The organism is Streptomyces mirabilis (assembly GCF_039503195.1).
Taxonomy (GTDB): domain Bacteria; phylum Actinomycetota; class Actinomycetes; order Streptomycetales; family Streptomycetaceae; genus Streptomyces; species Streptomyces mirabilis_D.
This window is the reverse complement of the sequence record NZ_JBCJKP010000001.1, coordinates 7764010-7784335: the sequence shown is the minus strand read 5'-3', so window position 1 is coordinate 7784335 and position 20326 is coordinate 7764010. Positions and strand designations below refer to the sequence as shown.

Sequence of the window (20326 nt, the reverse complement as noted above, 5' to 3'; positions counted from 1 at the left end):
TCAGAGAAAGGGTCGAACGATTTCAGTGGATCGGAGCCGTCCGGTCAGCAGCGCTCTCGACTTAGCCGCCCCAGCGGGACAGGAGGAGACTGCGAGCAAAGCACACGTCCGTCGGCAAGTGGTGGGTCTGGATGGTCTCCGCGGCCTGGCGGCACTGTATGTGGTCCTGTTCCACTGCTGGTTGTACACCTTCCCGGGCTACCCTGACAGTTCGGCGCCTCCGTGGCTGGACGGGCTGATGTTCGGGCGCCTCGCCGTCGTCTTCTTTCTGGTGCTGTCCGGTTTCTCCCTGGCGATCTCCCCGGCGCGTCACGGTTGGCAATCGGACGGCATCGCCCAGTTCCTGCGCCGACGCGCCTGGCGTATCCTGCCTCCGTATTGGGCAGCGCTGACCATGAGTCTGATCATTTCCTGGTTTGTGGTGCCGGCTTCGCACTTTGGACCACCTACGGGCGCGTCAATTCTGGTATACGGCCTCATTGCTCAGGACATGTTCACCGCCCCAACACCGAACGGCGCATTCTGGTCGATCGGAGTGGAAGCCGAACTCTATCTCCTCTTTCCCCTTCTCCTGTTTGTTCGGCGGCGGTTGAGCCCGGCGGTCCTGGTCGCGTGCGTGACGCTTCCGGTGATCGCCCGCGGCCTGATGGCAGCTGGCGCGTCCCCTGTGGAGGGCGACAACTGGCTCGCTCCACATCTCGCTCCCGTCTTCGTTGCAGGCATGATAGGCGCAGGAGTCGTCGTTGCGTCGGACAGAATTCAACGCCTGCCATGGGGATGGTTTGCTATCCTGGCCGCCATCCCTGTCCTGGCTCTCGGCGTCATCCAGGGTTCTGTGTGGACGGTGAACCACTACTTCTGGGTAGATCTCGCCATCGCTCCCGCCATGACGATGACGCTTGCCGCGGTTGCCACCGGCAGACCCGCCATCCTAGTACGGCTTCTGACCGCGCGCCCCATTCAGAGTCTCGGCAGCTTCTCCTACAGCCTCTACCTGATCCATTTGCCGATCGTCATGGCAGTAATTCGCCGAGTAGCCCCGCATTTTGTATTGCCCGGCCTGCCCACCTTCTGTTTCACGCTTATCCTGGCCCTGCCGGTTTCAGTGCTTGGGGCATGGCTGTTTTCCCAGATCTTCGAGATGCCCTTCAAGAGGAACAGATCCTGGAAATCCATGTTCGCTCTGGGCCATTCCCGCCGGACCAGTGGGAGCGCGAGAGACCGTCAACGGCCTAGCCTCGATGATTCATGAGTGCCCGTCAGTTCGCTAACGGGCACTTTGTGATGAGAGTCGGTGGAGTTTTCGGAGCCCGGGCAGGTTGAGCGCCCGGCTGTCGCGTCGGGCGGCCGCCGGGTTCAACGGCCCCGGCGGGCTGGTGCTTCGCAGTGATCAGGAACCCTAGCGCCCGGGTCTGACGGCGCCCGGCACGCACGGACCGCGCCCCGAGATGGAGCAAGCCCGCCCCGTCGGGAACGGGGCGGGCTCACCACTTCGACTGGGGGCTCTCGTTTCAGGACGTCGGGATCACATCGCCGTCGATGGCGACGACCACAGACCCCGACCCCTCGGCCAAATAGTCGTGTTCCGGAAAGTAGTCCACGTGAAGATGGTCGTCCTGATCCGCCTCCACAGCGAAGCCTTCGATGTTTTCGGCGAAGAGCGAAAAGGACTCTGGGCCGCCCTGCACATCCATGGATTCGCTGTCTCCGAATGACGAGATCGTGATCTTTCCGCTCACTTGCCGGAATGTCATCCGCCACAATGACCTGCTGTACGGGAACGGATCGGAGACCTTCTCCAAGAGAATCTCTCCCTGCCCGTTCCGCAACTTTTGCCCCAGGGCCAGCAGTTCGGAGCGGGTTCCGGAGAGCTCCAGCTCCCCGGTCGAATCACCGCGCAAGACCTTCACCATCACGCCTTTACTCTTCACCTACGGCCAGTAATCGCTGGACCGGATCGTGGACGGGTCGATCGCCGTGTGCGGATCCTTGAGCGGGCCGCTGGTGACCGTTTTTCCATTAATCCGAGTCTCCAGGTTCAGATGCGGACCCAGTTTCTGGACGGTCGCCCACATTGCCGTCAACCACTGCCGTAATCCCACGCAGAAGCCCCGCCGGTTCCGGCGGGGCTTCGCGTATGCATCACGTGCTTGGCTGTAGTCGGGACAGAACTGGTTCAGCTCTGGCCGCTGCTCCCAGAGAGCCAATCGACCAGCTTCTCGAACTCTGCGCCCAACCGGTCCGCGTGCGCGTCGGACAAGTACTTCTCACTGGGATACGTGTCGACGTCATAGTCAATGGCCGACACCTGAACCTCGCCCGAATCCCAGACCGTCAGGTAGACCCCTCTTCCCTCTCTCTCCATATAGACACCGAAGGATTTCTTTTCTGTGCGCTCCGGAGAGGCGATCACCTCAAGCGTGAATCCCGATTCTTCAAGCCGCGGACGTGCCTCATCGACTCGAGCCTTGAGCACGTCAGGCAAGGGTTCGTTCATTTTCGGTCGACAATCCTAAGGTTCTCGAATGACGGCATCTCTGGCGGCGGAAGGCCACGCTTGGCATTTAGCTTCGAGTAGATCGGATGCTCCGGGCCTGGTATCTGGGCCCACCCGGGTTCACCGGCAGGCTTCAGGCAAGAACACGGCACATCGAACTCAGCGTAGACGGACCCCGGCGCAGCCTGCTTCCGATAGGCATCGGAGTTGGCCGGCCTCGCCACATACGTCGAGGTGCCGCCGCTTCCCGCCTGCACCTTGCCGGTATCGCGCATCGCTTGAAACTCATCCTGCGACATCCATCGACCAACGGTGCAGCTGTCGTTGTGGACGAGTACAGGAATCTGCCCCGCAACCACATAGTACGTGTGGATGTCGGCGACGGTGAGGTTGTGCACCGTGGCCTGTTGGGTCCATCGCTGGACCGCAGTGATCCGGACCACGACCCTGGTGGACGCGTGGAGTTGTTCGCCGACGGCCAGGGCGGTGGCCTCGACCCATTCGCCGAGCTCTGGGACCCAGAACCGGTGTCCGCCCGTCGCGGTGACCGACGCGGTCAACTTCTTGCCGTCGACTTCGATGGACAGGGTGATCCTGACCAAGTGCTTCAGACCCTTGCCGGTGATCTCGGCGGTGACCGTCTTGACCGTGGTGCGGCCGGTCTTCGGGTCCGTGGCCAGGACCTTGTCCCCGGTCTTTACGTCCTGGATGGGCTTGGTGGTGCCGTCGGCCATGAGGACTTCGGTGCCCGGGACGAAGCTGTTGCAGGGTTTCGCACTGCCGCCGGCCCCGCCCAGATACGCCAGCAGTGCGGTGGCGACGGTGTCCCGGATGACGTTTCCGCGCGCGACGGCCGCGGCCTTCTCGTTGCATTCGTCGGCGTTGTAGACGCAGTAGGTGGCCGCGATCTCCTTCGCCTTCTCGGCGTCGGCGCCGTCGCCCGCGTGCAGCACGTAGAGATAGGCCTGGCGGCATCCCTCGCGGCCGTAGCAGGCGGAGCCCGCCGTGGACGACTCGTAGACCGGGTTGTACCAGAAGTCGTCCGTGAACTCCCCGTCCATCGAACTGGCCCAGTAGTTCTGCAGCTTGTCGACGTTATTCGTGACGGGGGTGTTCGTGCCTACCCAGTGCTTCTTCGCCGCGTGGGAGCGCTTGTAGATGTTGCCGCGGTGGTAGTCGGACGTGCCGGTCCTGGCGTCGTAGCCGACTTCCTGCTGCTGGTGCTTGCTGCAGTACTTGACGTCGTACTGGCAGGAGTTGGGCTTGGAGCCGATCTCCGTGCCCGCCGGGTCGGAGTAGGTCAGCGGGTTGTTGTTGGCGTAGGTGTAGCCGTTCATCTGCTGCGGATCGGTGGCCGTGAAGACGGGGTCGACCGACAGGAAGCGACCGGTGGCGGGGTCGTACTCGCGGGCGCCGAGGTGGGTGAGGCCGGTGGCGGTGTCGGTGGTGCCGCCGACGAAGCCCTTGGTGCCGGTCCAGGTATTCGGCACGGTGCCGCGCAGTCCGCCGAACGGCAGGCTTCGGCGCTGGGTCAGCGCCTGCGTGTCGGCGTTGACGGATAGCTGGGCCGTGCCGTGGTGGTCGGCCAGGGTGAAGGAGATGGTGCCGTCGTTGGCCTGGACGGCCTGGTGGCCGCCGCCGAGGTCGAAGTAGCGGGTGCCCTTGGCCGTCGTGGCGCCCGTCGCCAGGGTGACCTCCGTGGCGCCCAGGTAGAGCGTGGTCTCGGTCGGGGTGCGGCCGATCAGACGGTTGCCGTCGGCGTCGTACAGGTACTCGGTGACCTTGTCGCTGCCGCCCTCCACCGGCTGGGTTACCTTGGCGAGATGGCCCTCGGCGTCCCAGTCCAGGGTCTGGGAGGTGCCGTTGCCCAGCAGACGGGTGTGGGTGTTGCCCGCGACGTCATAGCCGAAGCTGTCGGTGGACTTCACCGTTCCGGTGGTGGTGTCCACCGTGCCCAGCGTGTGGGGCCGGACCGCGCCCGGATCGGGGTAGTGGTAGCTCCGCTGGGTGTCCGAGGCGCCGCTCGTGGTGGCGTGCTGGGTCTCGCTGAGCCGGTTGCCGACCTTGTCGTAGGTGTAGGAGGTCCAGTACGGGGCCGGGCCGCCCAGCACACCGGTGGTGGGTGTGGTGGCGCAGCCGGTGGTCGACTGGGCCCAGGCCTCGGTCACCCGGCCGAGGTAGTCGTAGCTGAAGCACTGGTTGTCGGTGCCGGAGCGGGAGGTGTCGGTGACGGACTGGACGTTGCCCGCCTCGTCGTAGGAGTAGGTGTTGTACTGGTCGACGCCCGAGACGTCCTGGCGGTCTACCCGTGAGGTGGCCAGCCGCTGGGTGCCCCACTGGTAGGTGTTGGTCTCGTACGTGGTCTTGCCGCCGTTCGCGGTCAGCGAGTACTGCAGCGGCTTTCCGACGGGACTGTAGGCGGCGGTCGCGGTCAGGTTCAGCGGCCCGCTGACCTTGATGGGCCGCAGGGTGCCGTCCTCGTAGGTGTAGGCCGCGGTGTTGGCGGCCAGGTCGCCGGCCTTGGGGTAGCCGACGCCCTGCACCGTGCCGGATGCGTTGTAGGTGGTCGTCGACAGGTAGGTGCCCTGCAGCGCGCCCTCGGTCGACGGGATCGTCACCGAGGTGCGCAGCGGCCGGTACAGCCGGTCGTAGGCGACGACGCTCTTCTTGTACTCCTGGGTGCCGCTGTAACGCGAGCTGGACGCGAGGTGGCCCTTGGCGCCACTGATCGTGTCGTAGACCCACTTGGCGCGCAGCGTGCCGGTCGAGGAGGTGTCGCGCAACTCGGTCTTGCGGCCCAGCCCGTCGTAGACGGAGGCGAGGACCGTGCCGCGGGCGTCCTTGGTGCTGGTCAGCTGGGAGCGGTCGTCGTACTCGTTGTGGCCTGCGCCCTTGTCGGGGTCGGTGGTGTCGGTGAGCCGGCCCATCAGGTCGACTCCAGGCACCACCGGGTGCTGTCAACGGCGAGTTGCTGAAGGCACGTTGCAAGCGACGGCGGTAACGCCTGGGCACCGTCGGACTCGGGATGAGCCAGCCGTCACCTCCCGGCCGCACACCAACCGCTACGCAACGGCGGCTGGGGATCGCCACCCGGCTCGGGAAGGTTTCCGGCGTTCAAGAGCCGCTCGGGCGCAGGCCGACGAGAACAAGGTCCACTGCGTCCGCCGCCCAGCCCATGTGACCGCCGCGGCCCGCCATGTAGTCCGCGTAGAACGGGCCCAGGAGGGCGGAGACGGACGCATCCAGATCGGCCCCGAGACGGATCTCGCCGCGGTCGCGGGCCTGTTCGAGCACCTGCCGCAGCAGGCTGCGGCGGGGCAGGACGGTTCGTTCGCGCAGCAGGGTCAGGAGTTCGGGGGTGTGGGCCTCTTCGGCAAGGCAGGTGCCGATGAGGGCCATGCCACGTACGCGCGTCACGGTCGCGGCGAAGTCCTCGAGAATGGCCACCAGGTCCTCTCGCGTGTCCCCACTCAGCGGCGGGGCCTCGGCCATGCGCAGGTCCGCGAGTGCCGCGGTCACCAGGTCGGCCTTGGTCTTCCAGCGCAGATGGATAGTGGACTTGCTGACCTGGGCTGCGGCGGCGACCTGGCTGAGGCTCATCCGCGTGTAGCCATGAGAGGCCAGCAGTTCCAAGGCCGCGCGCAGGATGGCGGCGTCCTTTTCTGCCGAGCGTGGCCGTCCGGCACCCTTCGTCTCGCTTTCACTCATTCGGACAGGATATGCCTATAGCCGCACCGAGCGGTTCGGTACGGCTATAGGCACCCTTGCCCGGGGCAAAAGCTGTCCACCCGGCAACGGGCCCGTCCCGATCAGGGGCCGGACAAGATGCAGAGTCTCCGGGTCACCGGGACGGTCCAGAACGAGGGCGCGCATGAGCGGTGACTTTCGTCGGTCGTACGAAAGCAGGGAGAGGGTGGAGCCCGGCGACTGAGCTCGGAGGCTTCTCGCCACCCGGCCCGGCATGGGGGTCAGGCGCCGGCGCGGGCGCCCGCAATGTGGAAATTGAAGTCCGCGTGGCCGATCGTGCCCCACAGACGCAGCCAGATCGGCAGCAGCATCTCAGTGCCGCGGGCGGTGTTGATGCCACCCAGGTCGATGGCACTTCCCTCGGGCCAGCCGAAGGAGACCAGCAGCTCGGTGACGGCCTGCTTGGCGCCGGTGTCGTCGCCGGACACGAACACGGTGTGCTCACCGGCCACCAGGGACGGTTCGACCATGATCTGGCAGTTCATGGTGTTGAGGGTCTTGACGACCTTCGCCTCCGGGAACGTGCGCTGGATCTGCTCGCCGAGGCTGTCGGTGTTGACCGGGTTCAGCGACGGAGGCATCCCGTGGGAGAAGTCGAGCGGGTTGGCGATGTCGATGAGCACCTTTCCCGCCAGGTTCTGTGCGCCCGCGCCTACGAGGGCCTGCAGGCTGCCGGCGCCCGCGGTGGCGTTGACGACCGTCTCGCCCCAGGCCGCCGCGTCGGCAAGGATCTCAAGGCGTACCTGCTCATGCGCGGCCAGCCAGTGGGCGAGCGGCGGGTTGCCGTAACCGTCGGGCTCGATGCGGGCGAGGGTGGCCTCGGGGTCACGGGTGCCGATGACGACCTCGTGGCCGAGGGAAGCCAGCTTGGCGGCGATCGTCCGGCCGACGATGCCGGTGCCGAGAACTGCGTAACGCATGAAAGGGGACCTTTCCGAGGTGGGGACGTCCCGACGGAGTCGTCTGGCGCCTCCGAAAAACTAAACCGAGTGGTTCGGTATTGCAAGCGGCTATGCTGTCGCCGTGGAGAAGACGGATCCGGAGGGCTGTCGCAGCACCGCGGGCAGGCCGCGCTGTCCGGGCAAGGAGGCCGCGATCCTGGACGCGGCGCTGACACTGCTCACCGAGCAGGGCTTCACCCGGATGACCCTGGACCAGGTGGCACGGGCCGCCGGGGTCAGCAAGGCCACCATCCACCTGCGCTTCAAGACCAAGGCCGAGCTGGCCACCGCCGCACTGAGGACCCTGCGCCCCTGCTCCGCGCCACCGCAGACCGGGAACATACGCGCCGACCTCGTCGCCTGGCTCGCCGATTTCGCCGACACCCTGACCCGAACACACGGCATGGCCCTGATCGGCACATGCCTCGCCGAAGATGCCCACACTCCCGAATTGCTGGAGCTCTTCCGCGAGCATGCCGTACAGCCGCGCCGCACCGCGGTCCGGCGCCTGCTCGAGCAGGCCCGCTCACTGGGCGAAGTCGCCGCCGACGCCGACCCAGAGGTGCTGACCTCGGCCCTGCTGGGCGCATTCTTCGCCGACCACCTCGCCGCACTCGCCACCACAGCGGACTGGGCGGAGCGCACCGTTGCTGCCGTACTCGCCCCAGGGACATCCACCTAGCGCCGTGACGGGCGACGGCCGCCGATGAAGGAATGTCGTCCGGTGCATACTTCTCGGCGTGCCCGCCGGAGGCCCTCACCCCGGACGTACTCGGGTCCTCGGCCGGTGCGCCGAGAATACGTACCGGGGGACAGAACGACGCGCGGGCGCCGAGGTCGATCCGCCGCTCGAGTCGTCAAAGCGTGGCCCTGGCACCTCAGAGGAGCACAAGGAGTACGACGCCGACGGCGAGAAGGCGCGATTCGCACACACGCGGCGTCGAGAACGATGGGAACGCTGTTGGCGCCAAGGACAGGCCCCCCGGCAGGGACCAACGACGAGGTGATGGAGCTGCTCACCTTATGAGCCCCGGCCGGAAGAGTGGGACCCCAAGAACACATTATGACCCCGACCAGGACGTTTTGCCTGGTCAGGGCCCCCATGTCAGACGAGTCGGGTTGTACGCCAGGGGTAGAATGAGCTGCCTCGATTGCGGGCTGCCGTTTCTCAGCCCTCCTCAGGCGTCAGCCGCAACGAGATCGAGTTGATGCAGTACCGCTGATCGGTCGGAGTGCTGTACCCCTCACCCTCGAAGAGATGCCCCAAGTGGGAGCCGCACTTCGCGCAGCGGACCTCGGTCCGCACCATCCCGTGTGAACGGTCGGACACAAGTTCCACCGCATCCGAGTTGCGTGCATCAAAGAAGCTCGGCCAGCCGCAGTGGGACTCGAACTTCTCGTTCGAGGTGAAGAGTTCGGCGCCGCACGCGCGGCAGGAGTAGACACCCTTGGCCTTGGTGTCGGTGTACTCGCCCGTGAAGGCGGGCTCGGTGCCCGCCTTCCGCAGGACGGTGTACTCGGCCGGGGTCAGCTCCGCGCGCCACTGCTCGTCCGGCTTTTCGATGTCGTACGACATGAAGCTCAACCCCTCACAAACGTCACGGCTACTTCGACAGGCGGGTCAGGATCTCGGGACCGAGATCCGTCACGTCTCCCGCGCCCATGGTGAGAACGAGATCACCGGGCTTCGCCATTCCCGCGACGACCGAGGGCACCTGCGCCTTGTCGTGGACCGGTGTCACGTCGGCGCCCGCCGCCCGCGCCGCCTCGATGATCAGCTCGCTGGTGACGCCCGGGATCGGGTCCTCGCGGGCCGGGTAGATGTCCAGCACGATCGAGGCGTCGGCCAGGGCCAGGGACTCGCCCATCTCCTTGGCCAGCTCCTGGGTGCGGGAGAACAGGTGCGGCTGGAAGACCACCAGGATGCGGCCCTCGGCACCCGCGCGCATGGCCTCCAGGTCGGCCGTCATCTCGGTCGGGTGGTGCGCGTAGGAGTCGACGACCTGGACGCCCGCCTCCTCGCCCTTCAGCTGCAGACGGCGCTTCACGCCCGTGTAGGAGGCGATCGCGGGGGCCAGCTCCGCGGCCGGAATGCCCAGCGCCGCGCCCGCCGCCAGCGCGGCCACCGCGTTGTGCGCGTAGTGGCGGCCGGGGACGGAGACGGCGAAGGTCAGCTCCGTGCCGTCGAGGAGCACCGTCACCTCGCTCTTCAGGCCCCGGGGGATCACGGACAGGACCCGTACGTCCGCGTCCGGCGCGTCGCCGTACGTCACCACCCGTACGTCCGCCGGCAGGCGCCGGGTCAGTTCGCGCGCGCCCTCGTGGTCCGCGGAGATCACCAGCGTGCCGCCCGGCACGATCTTGGCGGCGAAGGTCTCGAAGGACTCGTAGATCTCGTCGATGGAGGCGTAGTTGGCGTGGTGGTCGAGCTCGACGTTGAGGACGATCGCGACCTCGGGGGCGTACTTGTGGAAGCTGCGGTCCGATTCGTCGGCCTCGGCGACGAAGATCTCGCCGTCGCCGTGCAGGGCGTTCGAGCCGGGGGCGTCCAGGTCGCCGCCGATCGCGTACGAGGGGTTCAGCCCCAGCGTCGAGAGGGACACGGCGAGCATCGACGTGGTCGTGGTCTTGCCGTGCGTGCCCGCGACCGCGATCGGGCGCAGGCCGTCCATCAGCCGGGCGAGGGCGTCCGAGCGGTGGACCACCGGGATGCCGAGCTCGGCGGCGCGGGCCAGCTCCGGGTTGTCCGCGCGGATCGCCGAGGACACCACCACACAGGTGGCGTCGGAGGCCAGGTGGTCGGCCGCGTGGCCGATGTGCACGGTCGCGCCCAGCGCCCGCAGTGCCTCGGCGGTGGCGGACTCCTTCGCGTCGCTGCCCGCGACCTTCGCCCCGCGCTGCGCCAGAATCTTGGCGATGCCCGACATCCCGGCGCCGCCGATGCCGATGAAGTGCGGTCGGTCCATGGCGGTAGGAAGGCCGGGTGCCATGCGTGTATCTCCCAAGATCCGGTACGACGGTAAGCGCGCTCCCACAGACAGGAGCCCGCCCCAGCCTATTCCGTGCGGCCTCCCGCGACCTCCCAGGGGCACGGGGCTGTGACATGTGTGCCTCCGCCGCGTGGGCGCGACCAGCCACGTGCCGGCCGCACCCGACCGATCCCAGCGGCCCCCACGCCCACGACCGGCGGGAGTCCTACACCTTGCTGTGCGAGAACAGCTTCAGCACCGGCACGCCGACCTTGTGACGGGCCCGCGAGGCCCAGTCACGGTGGAAGAACTCCTCCACGTAGTGCGGGTCGGTCAGCACGATGACCTCGTCCGCGTCGATCTCGTCGACCAGCTCCTTGAGCGCGTCGAGCGGGTGGTTCTCGATGAGCCTCCCCTCGGCCTCGCTGCCGGCCGAGCGCAGCGCCACCAGCGACACGTCGAGGGCCTGCTGCCCCTGACCGGCCGCGTCCGCGCCCTCCGGCGTCTCACGCTCGTGGGCCGCCTCGTCCAGCTCCCCGAGCGCGACGTCGTCGATGGCCCGCAGCAGCCGGTCCGCCTGGTCGCCCCGCGGCTGGAGCAGCACATGGAAGGCGACCACCTCGTCACCGTGCAAGGTGGTGACGAACTCCACGTCGGCGGACGTCAGGGCCTTCTCGATCATCAATACGCTTGTGAACACGACAGGCGCCCTTCTCCTCCGTGGGCCTCCCTGGCCCCCTGCGGAAACCATCCTGCCCCGTGATCGCACGGGGACTTCGATTTTCAGTGTGCCCAGCGGAAGATAATCGGAACGATCCACTCCGCTACCTTGCCCCGACCGACGGCCGGGACCGACGCCAGGGCCGTCGGTCAGGGCCGACGGTATCGGGCGAAGAGGAATCCGGCCTCCTCCAGGAGGGACGCCAGTTCGAGCCGCTCGGGAACCGCCATCGCGGGCCCCCCGGCGATCCGCTGCGCGTCTCCCGCCGTGAGCGTCGGGGAAAGGGTCAGGCACAGTTCGTCGAGGACACCCGCCGCGACCATCTGGCCCAACAGCCGCGGGCCGCCCTCCGTCAGCAGCCGGGTCATGCCGCGCTCGGCGAGGGCACGTACGGCCCGTACCGGGTCCACGCCCATCCCGTCCCCGGCGATCACCACCTCGGCGCCCGCCTTCTCGGCCGCCGCCACGCGGTCCGGGGCCGCCGCGGCGCCCGTCAGGACGAGCGTGGGCACCAGGGGCGAGGTGAACAGGGGCAGCGAGAAGTCCAGGTCGAGGCTCGCGGTGACGACGGCGATCACGGGCGCAGGGCCCTGTCCGGCCGCCTCCCGGGACCCCGCGAACTCCGCACGCGCGCGTGCCGGACGGTAACCCTCCCGGCGTACCGTTTCCGCGCCGACGACCACGACGTCCGCGAGAGCCCGCAGCACCCCGAAGATCCGCATGTCGGCGGCGCTGGAGATGCCCTGGGACTTCCCGTCGTGCTGGGCGGCGCCGTCGAGCGTGGAGACCATGTTGGCCCGCAGCCAGGGCTCCCGGACACCGGCGGAGCGGAGCTCGGGGTAGGCGTAAGCCTCCGCCAGCTCCAGCAGTTCCCACTCACGGTCCGTCGCATCCGTCACGGCCGCCACAGCCGCACCAGGGGCATCTGGGGCCCCGGCGGTGGCCTGGGCTGCTGTTTCGTAGGTCACAGGGAACAGGCGTCGCATGTCGTGCAGTGTGGCACGGCGCTTAGAGTGGGGAACCGTGTCGTCCTCCTCCGCCGCTTCCGGGTTCGAACCGATACCCGAAGCAGCCCCCACGTCCCTGTGCGCCCGCGAGCCGCACGTCCCCGCGGACCGGCTGGTCGCCGAGATGGTGCCGCCGCCGCGCTTCGACTCCGTGCGCTTCGAAACGTACATTCCGGACCCGAACCAGCCGAGCCAGACCGAGGCCGTACAGGTCCTCGCCGGCTTCGCGGCCGGTCTCGGCGGGGCGCACGCGCTCGGCGGCGGCAAGCGGGGCTTCTTCGGCTTCGGCAAGGCCAAGGCTCCGAAGACCCCGGCCGGCCCCCGCGGTGTGTACCTGGACGGCGGCTACGGCGTCGGCAAGACCCACCTGCTCGCCTCCCTGTGGCACGCCACCCCGGCCGAGCCCGCGCTCAAGGCCTTCGGCACCTTCGTGGAGCTGACGAACCTGGTCGGCGCGCTCGGCTTCCAGAAGACCGTGCAGACGCTCTCCGGGCACCGCCTCCTGTGCATCGACGAGTTCGAACTCGACGACCCGGGCGACACCGTCCTCGTCTCCACCCTGCTCGGCAAGCTGGTCGACGCGGGGGTCGCGCTCGCGGCCACCTCGAACACCCTGCCGGGCAAGCTCGGCGAGGGCCGGTTCGCGGCCGCCGACTTCCTGCGCGAGATCCAGGGGCTGTCCGCACACTTCCGGCCGCTGCGCATCGACGGCGAGGACTACCGCCACCGCGGGCTGCCCGAGGCCCCGGCGCCGTTCTCCGACGAGCAGGTCACGAAGGCCGCGTACGCCACGGACGGGGCCTCCCTCGACGACTTCCCGCATCTGCTCGACCACCTCGCGCGCGTGCACCCCAGCCGCTACGGCGCCCTGACCGACGACCTGAAGGCCGTCTGCCTCACCGACGTCCAGCCGGTGCCCGACCAGTCGACGGCGCTGCGGCTCGTGGTGCTCGCCGACCGGCTGTACGACCGCGAGGTGCCCGTCCTCGCCTCCGGGATGCCCTTCGACCAGCTCTTCAGCGAGGAGATGCTGAACGGCGGCTACCGGAAGAAGTACTTCCGCGCGATCTCCCGGCTCACCGCGCTGGCCCGCGACGCCAAGGGGCTCGTCGAGGCGTAGTTTTCGGCCCCTCCACAGCGTTTTCGGCCCACTTCACTGTGAAACGTCGAGTTAACCCTGCAAACAACTTGCCGCGTTAACCTATGCATTGACATGGAGGACGAGACGCCGGGAGGGGGCGCATGTTACGAGGTACGACGGCCCGACCCCTGTACGTGGTACTCGCCGCCGTCCTGATCAGCCTCCAGCTCTTCGCTCCCACCGAGGCGTTCGCGTCCGCGCACAGGGGCGAAGTCGTCTCCTGCGCCGAAGCGGAGCATCCGCACAAGGTGGCACCCCCTCTGGGCGCCCGTCAGCGGACCCGCGACGAGGATCTCGTCCCCGACACACCCCCGCGCGCCCTGCTCGCGAGCGACCCCGCGGCCTCGTACGCGCCGCTCGCGCCCGCCCCGGCGCACCCACGCACGTCGAGATCCTCGACCGCCCACTCCCCCGCCGCACTTCAGGTCTTCCGCTGCTGAGCGGAGCGCGTCCCCCCACGCTCCGTCTTGTAAGCCGACGCGCCCTCGGGGCGCGCCAGGAGGAACTGACATGCAGCCCCTCATCGACCATGCCCGCTCCTTCGGCCGGCGGCCCGAGGAGTTCGCCTCGCTCGCCGACGGCCAGTCCCCGCAGGTCCTGTTCATCACCTGCTCCGACTCCCGGGTCGTTCCGGCCCTGATCACCGGCGCCCGCCCGGGCGAGCTCTTCGAGCTGCGCACCGCGGGCAACATCGTCCCGCCCTACGTCCCCGGCCGGCCGACCTCCGAGGCGGCCACCGTCGAGTACGCGGTGGACGTGCTCGGCGTGTCCGAGATCGTGGTCTGCGGCCATTCGCACTGCGGTGCCGTCGGCGCGCTGGTGCGCGGCGAGGACCTGCCCGCGGTACCCGCCGTGCGCGACTGGCTCGCGCAGGCGCAGCGCCCGTCCGGCGCACCGGGCGACGACCCCAGCGTCGCCGACGCGGTGCAGAACCACGTCCTCGCGCAACTGCTCAGGCTCCGCGGATACCCGTGTGTGGAAAGGGCCCTGACGACGGGCCGGGTGCGTCTGCACGGCTGGTACTACGAGGTCCACACCGGAGCCGTGCGCGAACACCGTGCGCACACCGACACCTTCGAGGCCCTGTGAGCCGCGCGATGAACACCTCGAGCCTCATGGGCGAACTCCCCCACCTGCGGCAGGACTTCGCCGCCTCGATCGTCGTGTTCCTGGTCGCCCTGCCGCTGTGCGTGGGCGTCGCCGTCGCCTCCGGTGTCCCGGCGGAACTCGGCCTGGTCACCGGCATCGTGGGGGGTCTCGTCACCGGGCTGATGCGCGGCAGCAGCCTTCAGGTGTCGGGCCCGGCGGCCGGACTGACCGTGCTGGTCTTCGAGGCCGTACGGGAGTACGGGCTCGCCGTACTCGGAGTCGTCGTGCTCGCCACAGGTGTGCTCCAACTCCTCATGGGCGCCCTGAAGCTGGGGCGCTACTTCCGGGCCATCTCGGTGGCCGTCGTCGAGGGCATGCTCGCCGGGATCGGCCTCGTGCTGATCGCGGGCCAGCTCTACTCGATGGCCGGGCTCAAGGCCCCCGCCTCCGGACTCGACAAGCTCGCCGGACTGCCGGAGGCCGTCGTCGACGCGGCCCGCAGCATCGAGGCGCTGGCCTCGGTCGGACTCGGGGCGGGCACGATCGCCGTGCTCGTCCTGTGGCGGCGGCTGCCGCGCCCGGTGCGTACGGTGCCGGGGGCGCTCGGCGCGGTCGTGCTGGCCACACTGGTGGCCTCGGGGTTCGGGCTGCCGGTGGCCAAGGTCGAGGTGCGGGGGCTGGTCGGCTCGATCCGGCTGCCGAGCCTGGAGGCCTTCGGGGAACTCGCGAGCGTGGGCGTGCTCGCCACGGTGCTCGCCTTCACGCTGATCGCCTCCGCCGAGTCGCTGTTCAGCGCGGCGGCCGTGGACCGGCTGCACGACGGCCCCCGGACCGAGTACGACAGGGAGCTGATGGCGCAGGGCGCGGGCAACACGGTCTGCGGGTTGCTCGGCGCGCTGCCGATGACCGCGGTGATCGTGCGCAGCGCGGCGAACGTCCAGGCGGGCGCACGGACGAAGGCGTCCCGCGTGCTGCACGGCGTCTGGCTGCTGCTGTTCGCGGCGCTGCTGCCCGCCGCGCTCGGCGTCATCCCGCTGCCCGCCCTCGCCGGCATCCTGGTGCACGCGGGCTGGAAGCTGGTCCCGCTGCGCGAGGTCGTCTCGCTGTGGCGCGAGCACCGGGGCGAGGCGCTGGTCCTCGTCGTCACGGCGGTGTCGATCGTCGCCGTCAGCATGTTCGAGGGGGTGCTCATCGGGCTCGCCCTGGCGATCGCCAAGACGGCGTGGGAGGTCTCGCACGTCCGCCTGGAGGTCATAGACAAGGGTGCGGGCCCCGTCCAGGCGTATCTGTCGGGCAACGCGACCTTCCTGAGGCTGCCGAAGATCCTCGACAGCTTGGAGGCACTGCCCCAGGACCGCCCGGTCGAGCTGGACCTCTCCGGCCTGCACCACCTCGATCACGCCTGCCGCACCGCGCTGGAGAACTGGTCGGCGCGGCACAGTGAGGCGGGGACGGAACCGGTGAAGGTGACCACCGGCTGACCACCGGCTGACCACCGGCTGGCCTACGGGGCTCGCGGTCGGGGAGATCCTCGACCGCGAGCCCGCGTGAGGCATATCGTGGGATTAGTGGTGGTGTGCGGCGACTCGAAAGGGGGTCGTCATGCTCGATGAACTCTTGGCCACGGCCGCGGTGGTCGGTACCGCGGGGGTGGTGTACGTCGTCGCGGCGGCCCGGGTCGTCAAGCAGTACGAGCGGGGCGTGGTGCTCCGGCTCGGGCGGCTCCGGGGCGGCATCAGACCGCCCGGATTCACCATGATCATCCCCGGTGTGGACCGGCTGCGTAAGGTCAACATGCAGATCGTGACGATGCCCGTCCCCGCGCAGGACGGCATCACGCGGGACAACGTCACGGTCCGGGTCGACGCGGTCATCTACTTCAAGGTGGTCGACGCGGCCGACGCGGTCATCCAGGTCGAGGACTACCGCTTCGCGGTCTCGCAGATGGCGCAGACCTCGCTGCGTTCGATCATCGGCAAGAGCGACCTGGACGATCTGCTCTCCAACCGGGAGAAGCTCAACCAGGGCCTGGAGCTGATGATCGACAGTCCGGCCATGGGCTGGGGTGTGCAGATCGACCGGGTCGAGATCAAGGACGTGTCGCTGCCGGAGACGATGAAACGGTCGATGGCCCGGCAGGCCGAGGCCGACCGTGAACGGCGCGCGCGCATCATCAACGCGGACGCCGAGCTCCAGGCGTCCAAGAAGCTGGCGGAGGCCGCCGGGGTGATGTCCGAACAGCCCGCCGCGCTCCAACTGCGGCTGCTGCAGACCGTGGTGGCGGTCGCCGCCGAGAAGAACTCCACCCTCGTGCTCCCCTTCCCGGTGGAACTGCTGCGGTTCCTGGAACGGGCGCAGGTCCAGCCGGGGGCGCCGACGGTGGAGCAGATACCGACGCGCCAGCGGCCCGACGAGCACACGGACGACGAGTTCGTGCTCGATGAACCCAAGGGTGACAAGTTCAGCCGCGAGGAGGCGGAGGACGAGTTCCCGCTCGACAACCCCGGCGCGAGCCCTCTCCTTGGCCCCGACTGATCACCCCCACCCATCGGCCCCACTTGTCCCCACTAATTGCCGCGACCTCTCGCCGACTCCCTGCTAGCGTCCCTGCCATGAAGCGTGCCGCTGTGAAGACGACGACGCCGGAGAGTGTCCCGGCGCGCTGACTGCTGACGAGTCCGAAGCCCCGGGGCGAGTGCCCCGGGGCTTCGCCGTGTGGTCACTCGCCCCTCGAGAAGCGAGGAGACCACCATGACCGCCCGCCCCGACCACCGCCGCCTCGGCCGTGAACTGGACCTGTTCGACACCGAACCCCTGATGGGCGCGGGCCTGCCCTACTGGCTGCCCGACGGCGCGGCCGTGCGCCACGCCCTGGAGGAGTACGTCCGCGACGCCGAGCGACGCGCCGGCTACCAGCACGTGTACTCACCGGTGCTGGGCAAGCGGGAGCTGTACGAGATCTCCGGGCACTGGTCGCACTACAGCGAGGACATGTTCCCGCCGATGGAACTCGGCGGCGAGCAGGTGGTGCTGCGCCCGAGCCTGTGCCCCCACCACGCGCTCATCTACCGCTCCCGCCCCCACAGTTACCGCGAACTCCCGCTCCGCATCGCCGAGTTGGGCGGCATGTACCGCTCCGAGCCGTCCGGTGTCCTCGGCGGCCTCACCCGCGTACGGGCCATCCAGCTCAACGACGCGCACCTCTTCTGCACCCTGGAGCAGGTCGCCGAAGAGGCGTCGGCGGCACTGGGGTTGATCCATCGGGCGTACGAGGCGATGGGCATCCGCGCGGCCCGTCACCGGCTCTCCCTGCCGGGTCCCGGCGGCAAGTACGTCGCCGACCCCGAGCTGTGGCGGCGCTCGGCGGCGCTGCTGCGCGAGGTCCTCGACCGCTCCGGGGTGGCGTACGAGGCCGTCGAGGGCGAGGCCGCGTTCTACGGCCCCAAGATCGACGTCCAGATCGCCGATCCGGCGGGCCGGGAGTCCACTCTCTCCACCGTCCAGATCGACTTCCACCAGCCCGAACGCTTCGACCTGCACTACATCGGCGCCGACGGGGCGAAACACCGGCCGGTCATGGTCCACCGCAGTGTCATCGGCAGCCTGGAGCGAGCCGTCGCCCACCTCATCGAGGCGCACGGCGGCGCCTTCCCGCCCTGGCTCGCCCCGACCCAGCTGGTGGCCCTGCCCGTCTCCGACGCGCGGGCCGAGGTCGAACAGGCGGCCGATCTCGTACGCCGCTGCCTGGACCGGGGCCTCCGAGCCCGGCTCATCACCGCCGACCAGGGCACCCTCGGCGCCCGGATCCGCGCCGCCCGCCTGGTCCCGTACCAGGCGGTGATCGGCCCCCGGGAGACCGCGGCCGACGAGATCGCCCTGCGCCTGCGCGACGGCCGCCGCCTCGACCCGCAGCCCGCCGCCGAGGCGCTGGACCGCATCACCCGTCTCGTCCGCGCCCAGAGCACCGAGCTGACCGGCCAGATGTCCGCGCCCTGGACAAACGCGTCCGCCCCATCCAGAGGTGGCTGACGGACTGCGCCTCATCGTGAACGTCGACCCCGACAGCCGTCCGCGACCGGCCGTCCTGGTCACCCTCGAAGAGGCCACAGCACGACTCGCGGGCACCCGGCTCCCGTCGCACCATCGAGGGACACGGCCGGAAGGGGTGCGCGGTGGCCAAGAAGGACGGCGAGGGGACGAACGACGGCGAACAGGGCAAGGGCGGGGCCCCGTCCCGGCTGCGCCACCTGCTGCGCGTTCCCGGGGGCCAGGACATCGACCTCTCCTCGTACGACGCCAGGGCCACGCCCGCCGGTCCGCGCGACAAGGCCGCCGGGCTTGCCGCCATCGCCCAGATGGTCGAACGCCTCGCCGACCTGCAAGAACGCCTGTGGGCCGCGAGCACGGCGGGTGACCGCCGCCGGGTCCTGCTGATCCTCCAGGGCATGGACACCAGCGGCAAGGGCGGCACGGTCAAGCACGTCATCGGGCATTTCAACCCCGCGGGCTGCCGCATCCGGGGCTTCAAGGCGCCGACCGCCCAGGAGCGCGCGCACTCCTTCCTCTGGCGGATCAGACGGGCCCTGCCCGAACCCGGCGAGATCGGCATCTTCGACCGCTCGCACTACGAGGACGTCCTGATCGCCCGCGTCCGCGAACTGGCTCCCCGCAAGGAGATCGCCCACCGCTACGGCGAGATCAACCGCTTCGAGAAGTCCCTCGCCGACGACGGCGTCACCGTGGTGAAGTGCTTCCTGCACATCTCCTACGACCAGCAGCGCCGTCGGCTCCTCCGACGGCTCGACAACCCCGACAAGCACTGGAAGTTCAGCCCCGACGACGTCGACGACCGCCGGCTGTGGCCCGCGTACCAGAAGGCGTACGAGATCGCCCTGGAGCGCTGCTCCACACCGGAGGCCCCCTGGTTCCTCGTCCCCGCCGACCGCAAGTGGTACCGGAACTGGGCGATCAGCACTCTGCTCCTGGAACACCTCGAGACACTGGCCCCGCAGTACCCGAAGGCCGACTTCGACGTGGCGGAGGCCAGACGGCGCCTGCTCACGGAAACCTGATCTGCGCAAGGCTTGGCGTGGCCGTATGGCGGTCGGACCCCTCGGCGGACCAGAGCCCGACCGCGCCGCTCTTCACGGACACGGGAGAAGCGAACCGGCGTACGAGACCGGCGCATGAGACCGACTCACGAGACGGCGTGAGAGACGGCGTGCGTCTCGTCGGGTCCAGCCGGGTGACTTCCACGCCCCCGCCACCGGGCACGTGCGAACAATGGACGAATAGTAGGTATTGCCCACATATCTTCATCGGGTGATCATTCCAGTACGACGATTCGTCGCGACCTGCGCCCTCGGCGCACTCGGGGTCGCGCTCGCCGCCTGCGGGACCCCAGGAACCCCGCACGCCGCCCGCCCAGGGCAGCCCGCGTCGGCCTCGGGCAGCACGGACGCCCAGCCCTCGCACCCCCCCACACTCGCCCCCGGCTCCAGCGGTATCACCCCCGTCTTCACCAACGGTCCGCGCACGCAGGACAAGACCGTCGCGCTGACCTTCGACGCGGACATGACCGCCGACGAGGGTCCACGCGCCGCGGCCGGGGAACACTTCGACAACCCCCAACTGATCGCCACGCTGCGCGCGTTCAAGGTGCCGGCGACCCTGTTCATGACCGGACGCTGGGCCGACGAGTACCCGAAGGAGGCCAGGAACATCGGGCAGGACCCACTGTTCGAGGTCGCCAACCACTCGTACAGCCACTACGCCTTCACCGACGACTGCTACGGCCTGCCCACCGTGCCCCAGGAGCGGATGCGGGCCGAGGTGGAGGAGGCCTACGCCGCCTTCAAGAAGGCGGGCGTGCCCCACGCGATGCCCTACTTCCGGTTCCCCGGCGGGTGCTACGACCAGCAGGCCCTGCGCACGCTGAGCGCCGTGGGCGTGACCGCCGTGCAGTGGGACGTCGTCAGCGGGGACGCCTTCGCGACCGACGCCGACGCCGTGGCCCGGCAGGTGCTGGAGGGTGTGAAGCCCGGATCCGTCGTCGTCATGCACTGCACGCGCAGCGCGGCTCCGGTGACCGAACAGGCCCTGCGGACGATCGTTCCCGAGCTGCGGAAGAAGGGTTTCCGCTTCGTGAAGGTCTCCGAGATGATCGGCTCGGCGACGCAGGGCGAGCGACACGGCACCACGTAGGCGCGCTCCG

The 20326-nt window shown here is 69.0% G+C and carries 19 protein-coding genes; 10 read left to right on the top strand and 9 right to left on the bottom strand.

Annotation, left to right across the window (positions count from 1 at the left end):
• The first annotated feature begins 118 nt into the window (after window positions 1-118).
• Complete coding sequence (locus tag AAFF41_RS35450; protein ID WP_343325207.1) at window positions 119-1252, top strand: acyltransferase family protein; 1134 nt, start codon at window positions 119-121, stop codon at window positions 1250-1252.
• Window positions 1253-1511: 259 nt separating this feature from the next.
• Here AAFF41_RS35450 and AAFF41_RS35445 read toward each other — a convergent pair whose 3' ends face one another.
• The 5 genes from AAFF41_RS35445 to AAFF41_RS35425 form a co-directional block, all read right to left on the bottom strand.
• Complete coding sequence (locus AAFF41_RS35445) at window positions 1512-1913, bottom strand: Imm32 family immunity protein (protein WP_425526259.1); 402 nt, start codon at window positions 1911-1913, stop codon at window positions 1512-1514.
• 263 nt (window positions 1914-2176) lie between these two features.
• Window positions 2177-2497: an immunity protein TriTu family protein gene (locus tag AAFF41_RS35440; protein WP_343325205.1), complete on the bottom strand. Its 321-nt coding sequence runs from the start codon at window positions 2495-2497 to the stop codon at window positions 2177-2179.
• Window positions 2494-5442 carry a TreTu family toxin gene (locus AAFF41_RS35435; protein ID WP_343325204.1) on the bottom strand — a complete coding sequence of 983 codons (2949 nt, stop codon included), beginning with the start codon at window positions 5440-5442 and terminating at the stop codon, window positions 2494-2496. Before AAFF41_RS35435 ends, AAFF41_RS35440 begins: the two co-directional genes overlap by 4 nt.
• A gap of 169 nt (window positions 5443-5611) precedes the next feature.
• The gene (locus tag AAFF41_RS35430) at window positions 5612-6205 is read right to left on the bottom strand and encodes a TetR/AcrR family transcriptional regulator (RefSeq protein WP_319748578.1); all 594 of its coding nucleotides are present in this window, start codon (window positions 6203-6205) and stop codon (window positions 5612-5614) included.
• Window positions 6206-6465: 260 nt separating this feature from the next.
• Window positions 6466-7164: an NADPH-dependent F420 reductase gene (locus AAFF41_RS35425; protein ID WP_319748577.1), complete on the bottom strand. Its 699-nt coding sequence runs from the start codon at window positions 7162-7164 to the stop codon at window positions 6466-6468.
• A 103-nt stretch (window positions 7165-7267) separates the two neighbouring features.
• Between AAFF41_RS35425 and AAFF41_RS35420 the strand changes: the two genes are divergently transcribed.
• Window positions 7268-7867, top strand: a complete 600-nt coding sequence (locus AAFF41_RS35420) for a TetR/AcrR family transcriptional regulator (RefSeq protein WP_343325203.1) — start codon at window positions 7268-7270, stop codon at window positions 7865-7867.
• Between the two features lie 486 nt (window positions 7868-8353).
• On the opposite strand, the gene msrB is transcribed toward AAFF41_RS35420, so the two are convergent.
• From msrB to AAFF41_RS35400, 4 genes are all read right to left on the bottom strand, one after another.
• The gene (msrB, locus tag AAFF41_RS35415) at window positions 8354-8761 is read right to left on the bottom strand and encodes a peptide-methionine (R)-S-oxide reductase MsrB (protein WP_319748575.1); all 408 of its coding nucleotides are present in this window, start codon (window positions 8759-8761) and stop codon (window positions 8354-8356) included.
• Window positions 8762-8789: 28 nt separating this feature from the next.
• Window positions 8790-10175 (bottom strand): UDP-N-acetylmuramate--L-alanine ligase, encoded by a 1386-nt coding sequence (murC, locus tag AAFF41_RS35410; protein WP_319748574.1) that lies wholly within the window; start codon window positions 10173-10175, stop codon window positions 8790-8792.
• Window positions 10176-10380: 205 nt separating this feature from the next.
• Entirely contained in the window at window positions 10381-10854 is a 474-nt protein-coding gene (locus AAFF41_RS35405; protein ID WP_079090183.1) for an indole-3-glycerol phosphate synthase, read from the bottom strand.
• A 170-nt stretch (window positions 10855-11024) separates the two neighbouring features.
• Entirely contained in the window at window positions 11025-11861 is an 837-nt protein-coding gene (locus tag AAFF41_RS35400; RefSeq protein WP_319748573.1) for a pyrimidine reductase family protein, read from the bottom strand.
• Window positions 11862-11898: 37 nt separating this feature from the next.
• Between AAFF41_RS35400 and zapE the strand changes: the two genes are divergently transcribed.
• The 8 genes from zapE to AAFF41_RS35360 all read left to right on the top strand — a co-directional run bounded on the left by zapE (window position 11899) and on the right by AAFF41_RS35360 (window position 20316).
• Window positions 11899-13002 carry a cell division protein ZapE gene (gene zapE / locus AAFF41_RS35395; protein WP_097286600.1) on the top strand — a complete coding sequence of 368 codons (1104 nt, stop codon included), beginning with the start codon at window positions 11899-11901 and terminating at the stop codon, window positions 13000-13002.
• Between the two features lie 122 nt (window positions 13003-13124).
• On the top strand, window positions 13125-13463 hold the full coding sequence (locus AAFF41_RS35390; RefSeq protein ID WP_075030505.1) for a hypothetical protein: 339 nt from the start codon (window positions 13125-13127) through the stop codon (window positions 13461-13463).
• Window positions 13464-13533: 70 nt separating this feature from the next.
• Window positions 13534-14112, top strand: a complete 579-nt coding sequence (locus AAFF41_RS35385; RefSeq protein WP_343325202.1) for a carbonic anhydrase — start codon at window positions 13534-13536, stop codon at window positions 14110-14112.
• An 8-nt stretch (window positions 14113-14120) separates the two neighbouring features.
• Window positions 14121-15593 carry a SulP family inorganic anion transporter gene (locus tag AAFF41_RS35380; protein ID WP_343325201.1) on the top strand — a complete coding sequence of 491 codons (1473 nt, stop codon included), beginning with the start codon at window positions 14121-14123 and terminating at the stop codon, window positions 15591-15593.
• A 121-nt stretch (window positions 15594-15714) separates the two neighbouring features.
• On the top strand, window positions 15715-16647 hold the full coding sequence (locus tag AAFF41_RS35375) for a slipin family protein (RefSeq protein WP_319748569.1): 933 nt from the start codon (window positions 15715-15717) through the stop codon (window positions 16645-16647).
• A 216-nt stretch (window positions 16648-16863) separates the two neighbouring features.
• Window positions 16864-18141: a threonine--tRNA ligase gene (gene thrS, locus AAFF41_RS35370; RefSeq protein ID WP_343325200.1), complete on the top strand. Its 1278-nt coding sequence runs from the start codon at window positions 16864-16866 to the stop codon at window positions 18139-18141.
• 143 nt (window positions 18142-18284) lie between these two features.
• The gene (locus AAFF41_RS35365; protein WP_343325199.1) at window positions 18285-19184 is read left to right on the top strand and encodes a PPK2 family polyphosphate kinase; all 900 of its coding nucleotides are present in this window, start codon (window positions 18285-18287) and stop codon (window positions 19182-19184) included.
• A gap of 250 nt (window positions 19185-19434) precedes the next feature.
• Window positions 19435-20316 (top strand): polysaccharide deacetylase family protein, encoded by an 882-nt coding sequence (locus AAFF41_RS35360; RefSeq protein WP_319748566.1) that lies wholly within the window; start codon window positions 19435-19437, stop codon window positions 20314-20316.
• The last annotated feature ends 10 nt before the right edge of the window (window positions 20317-20326 follow it).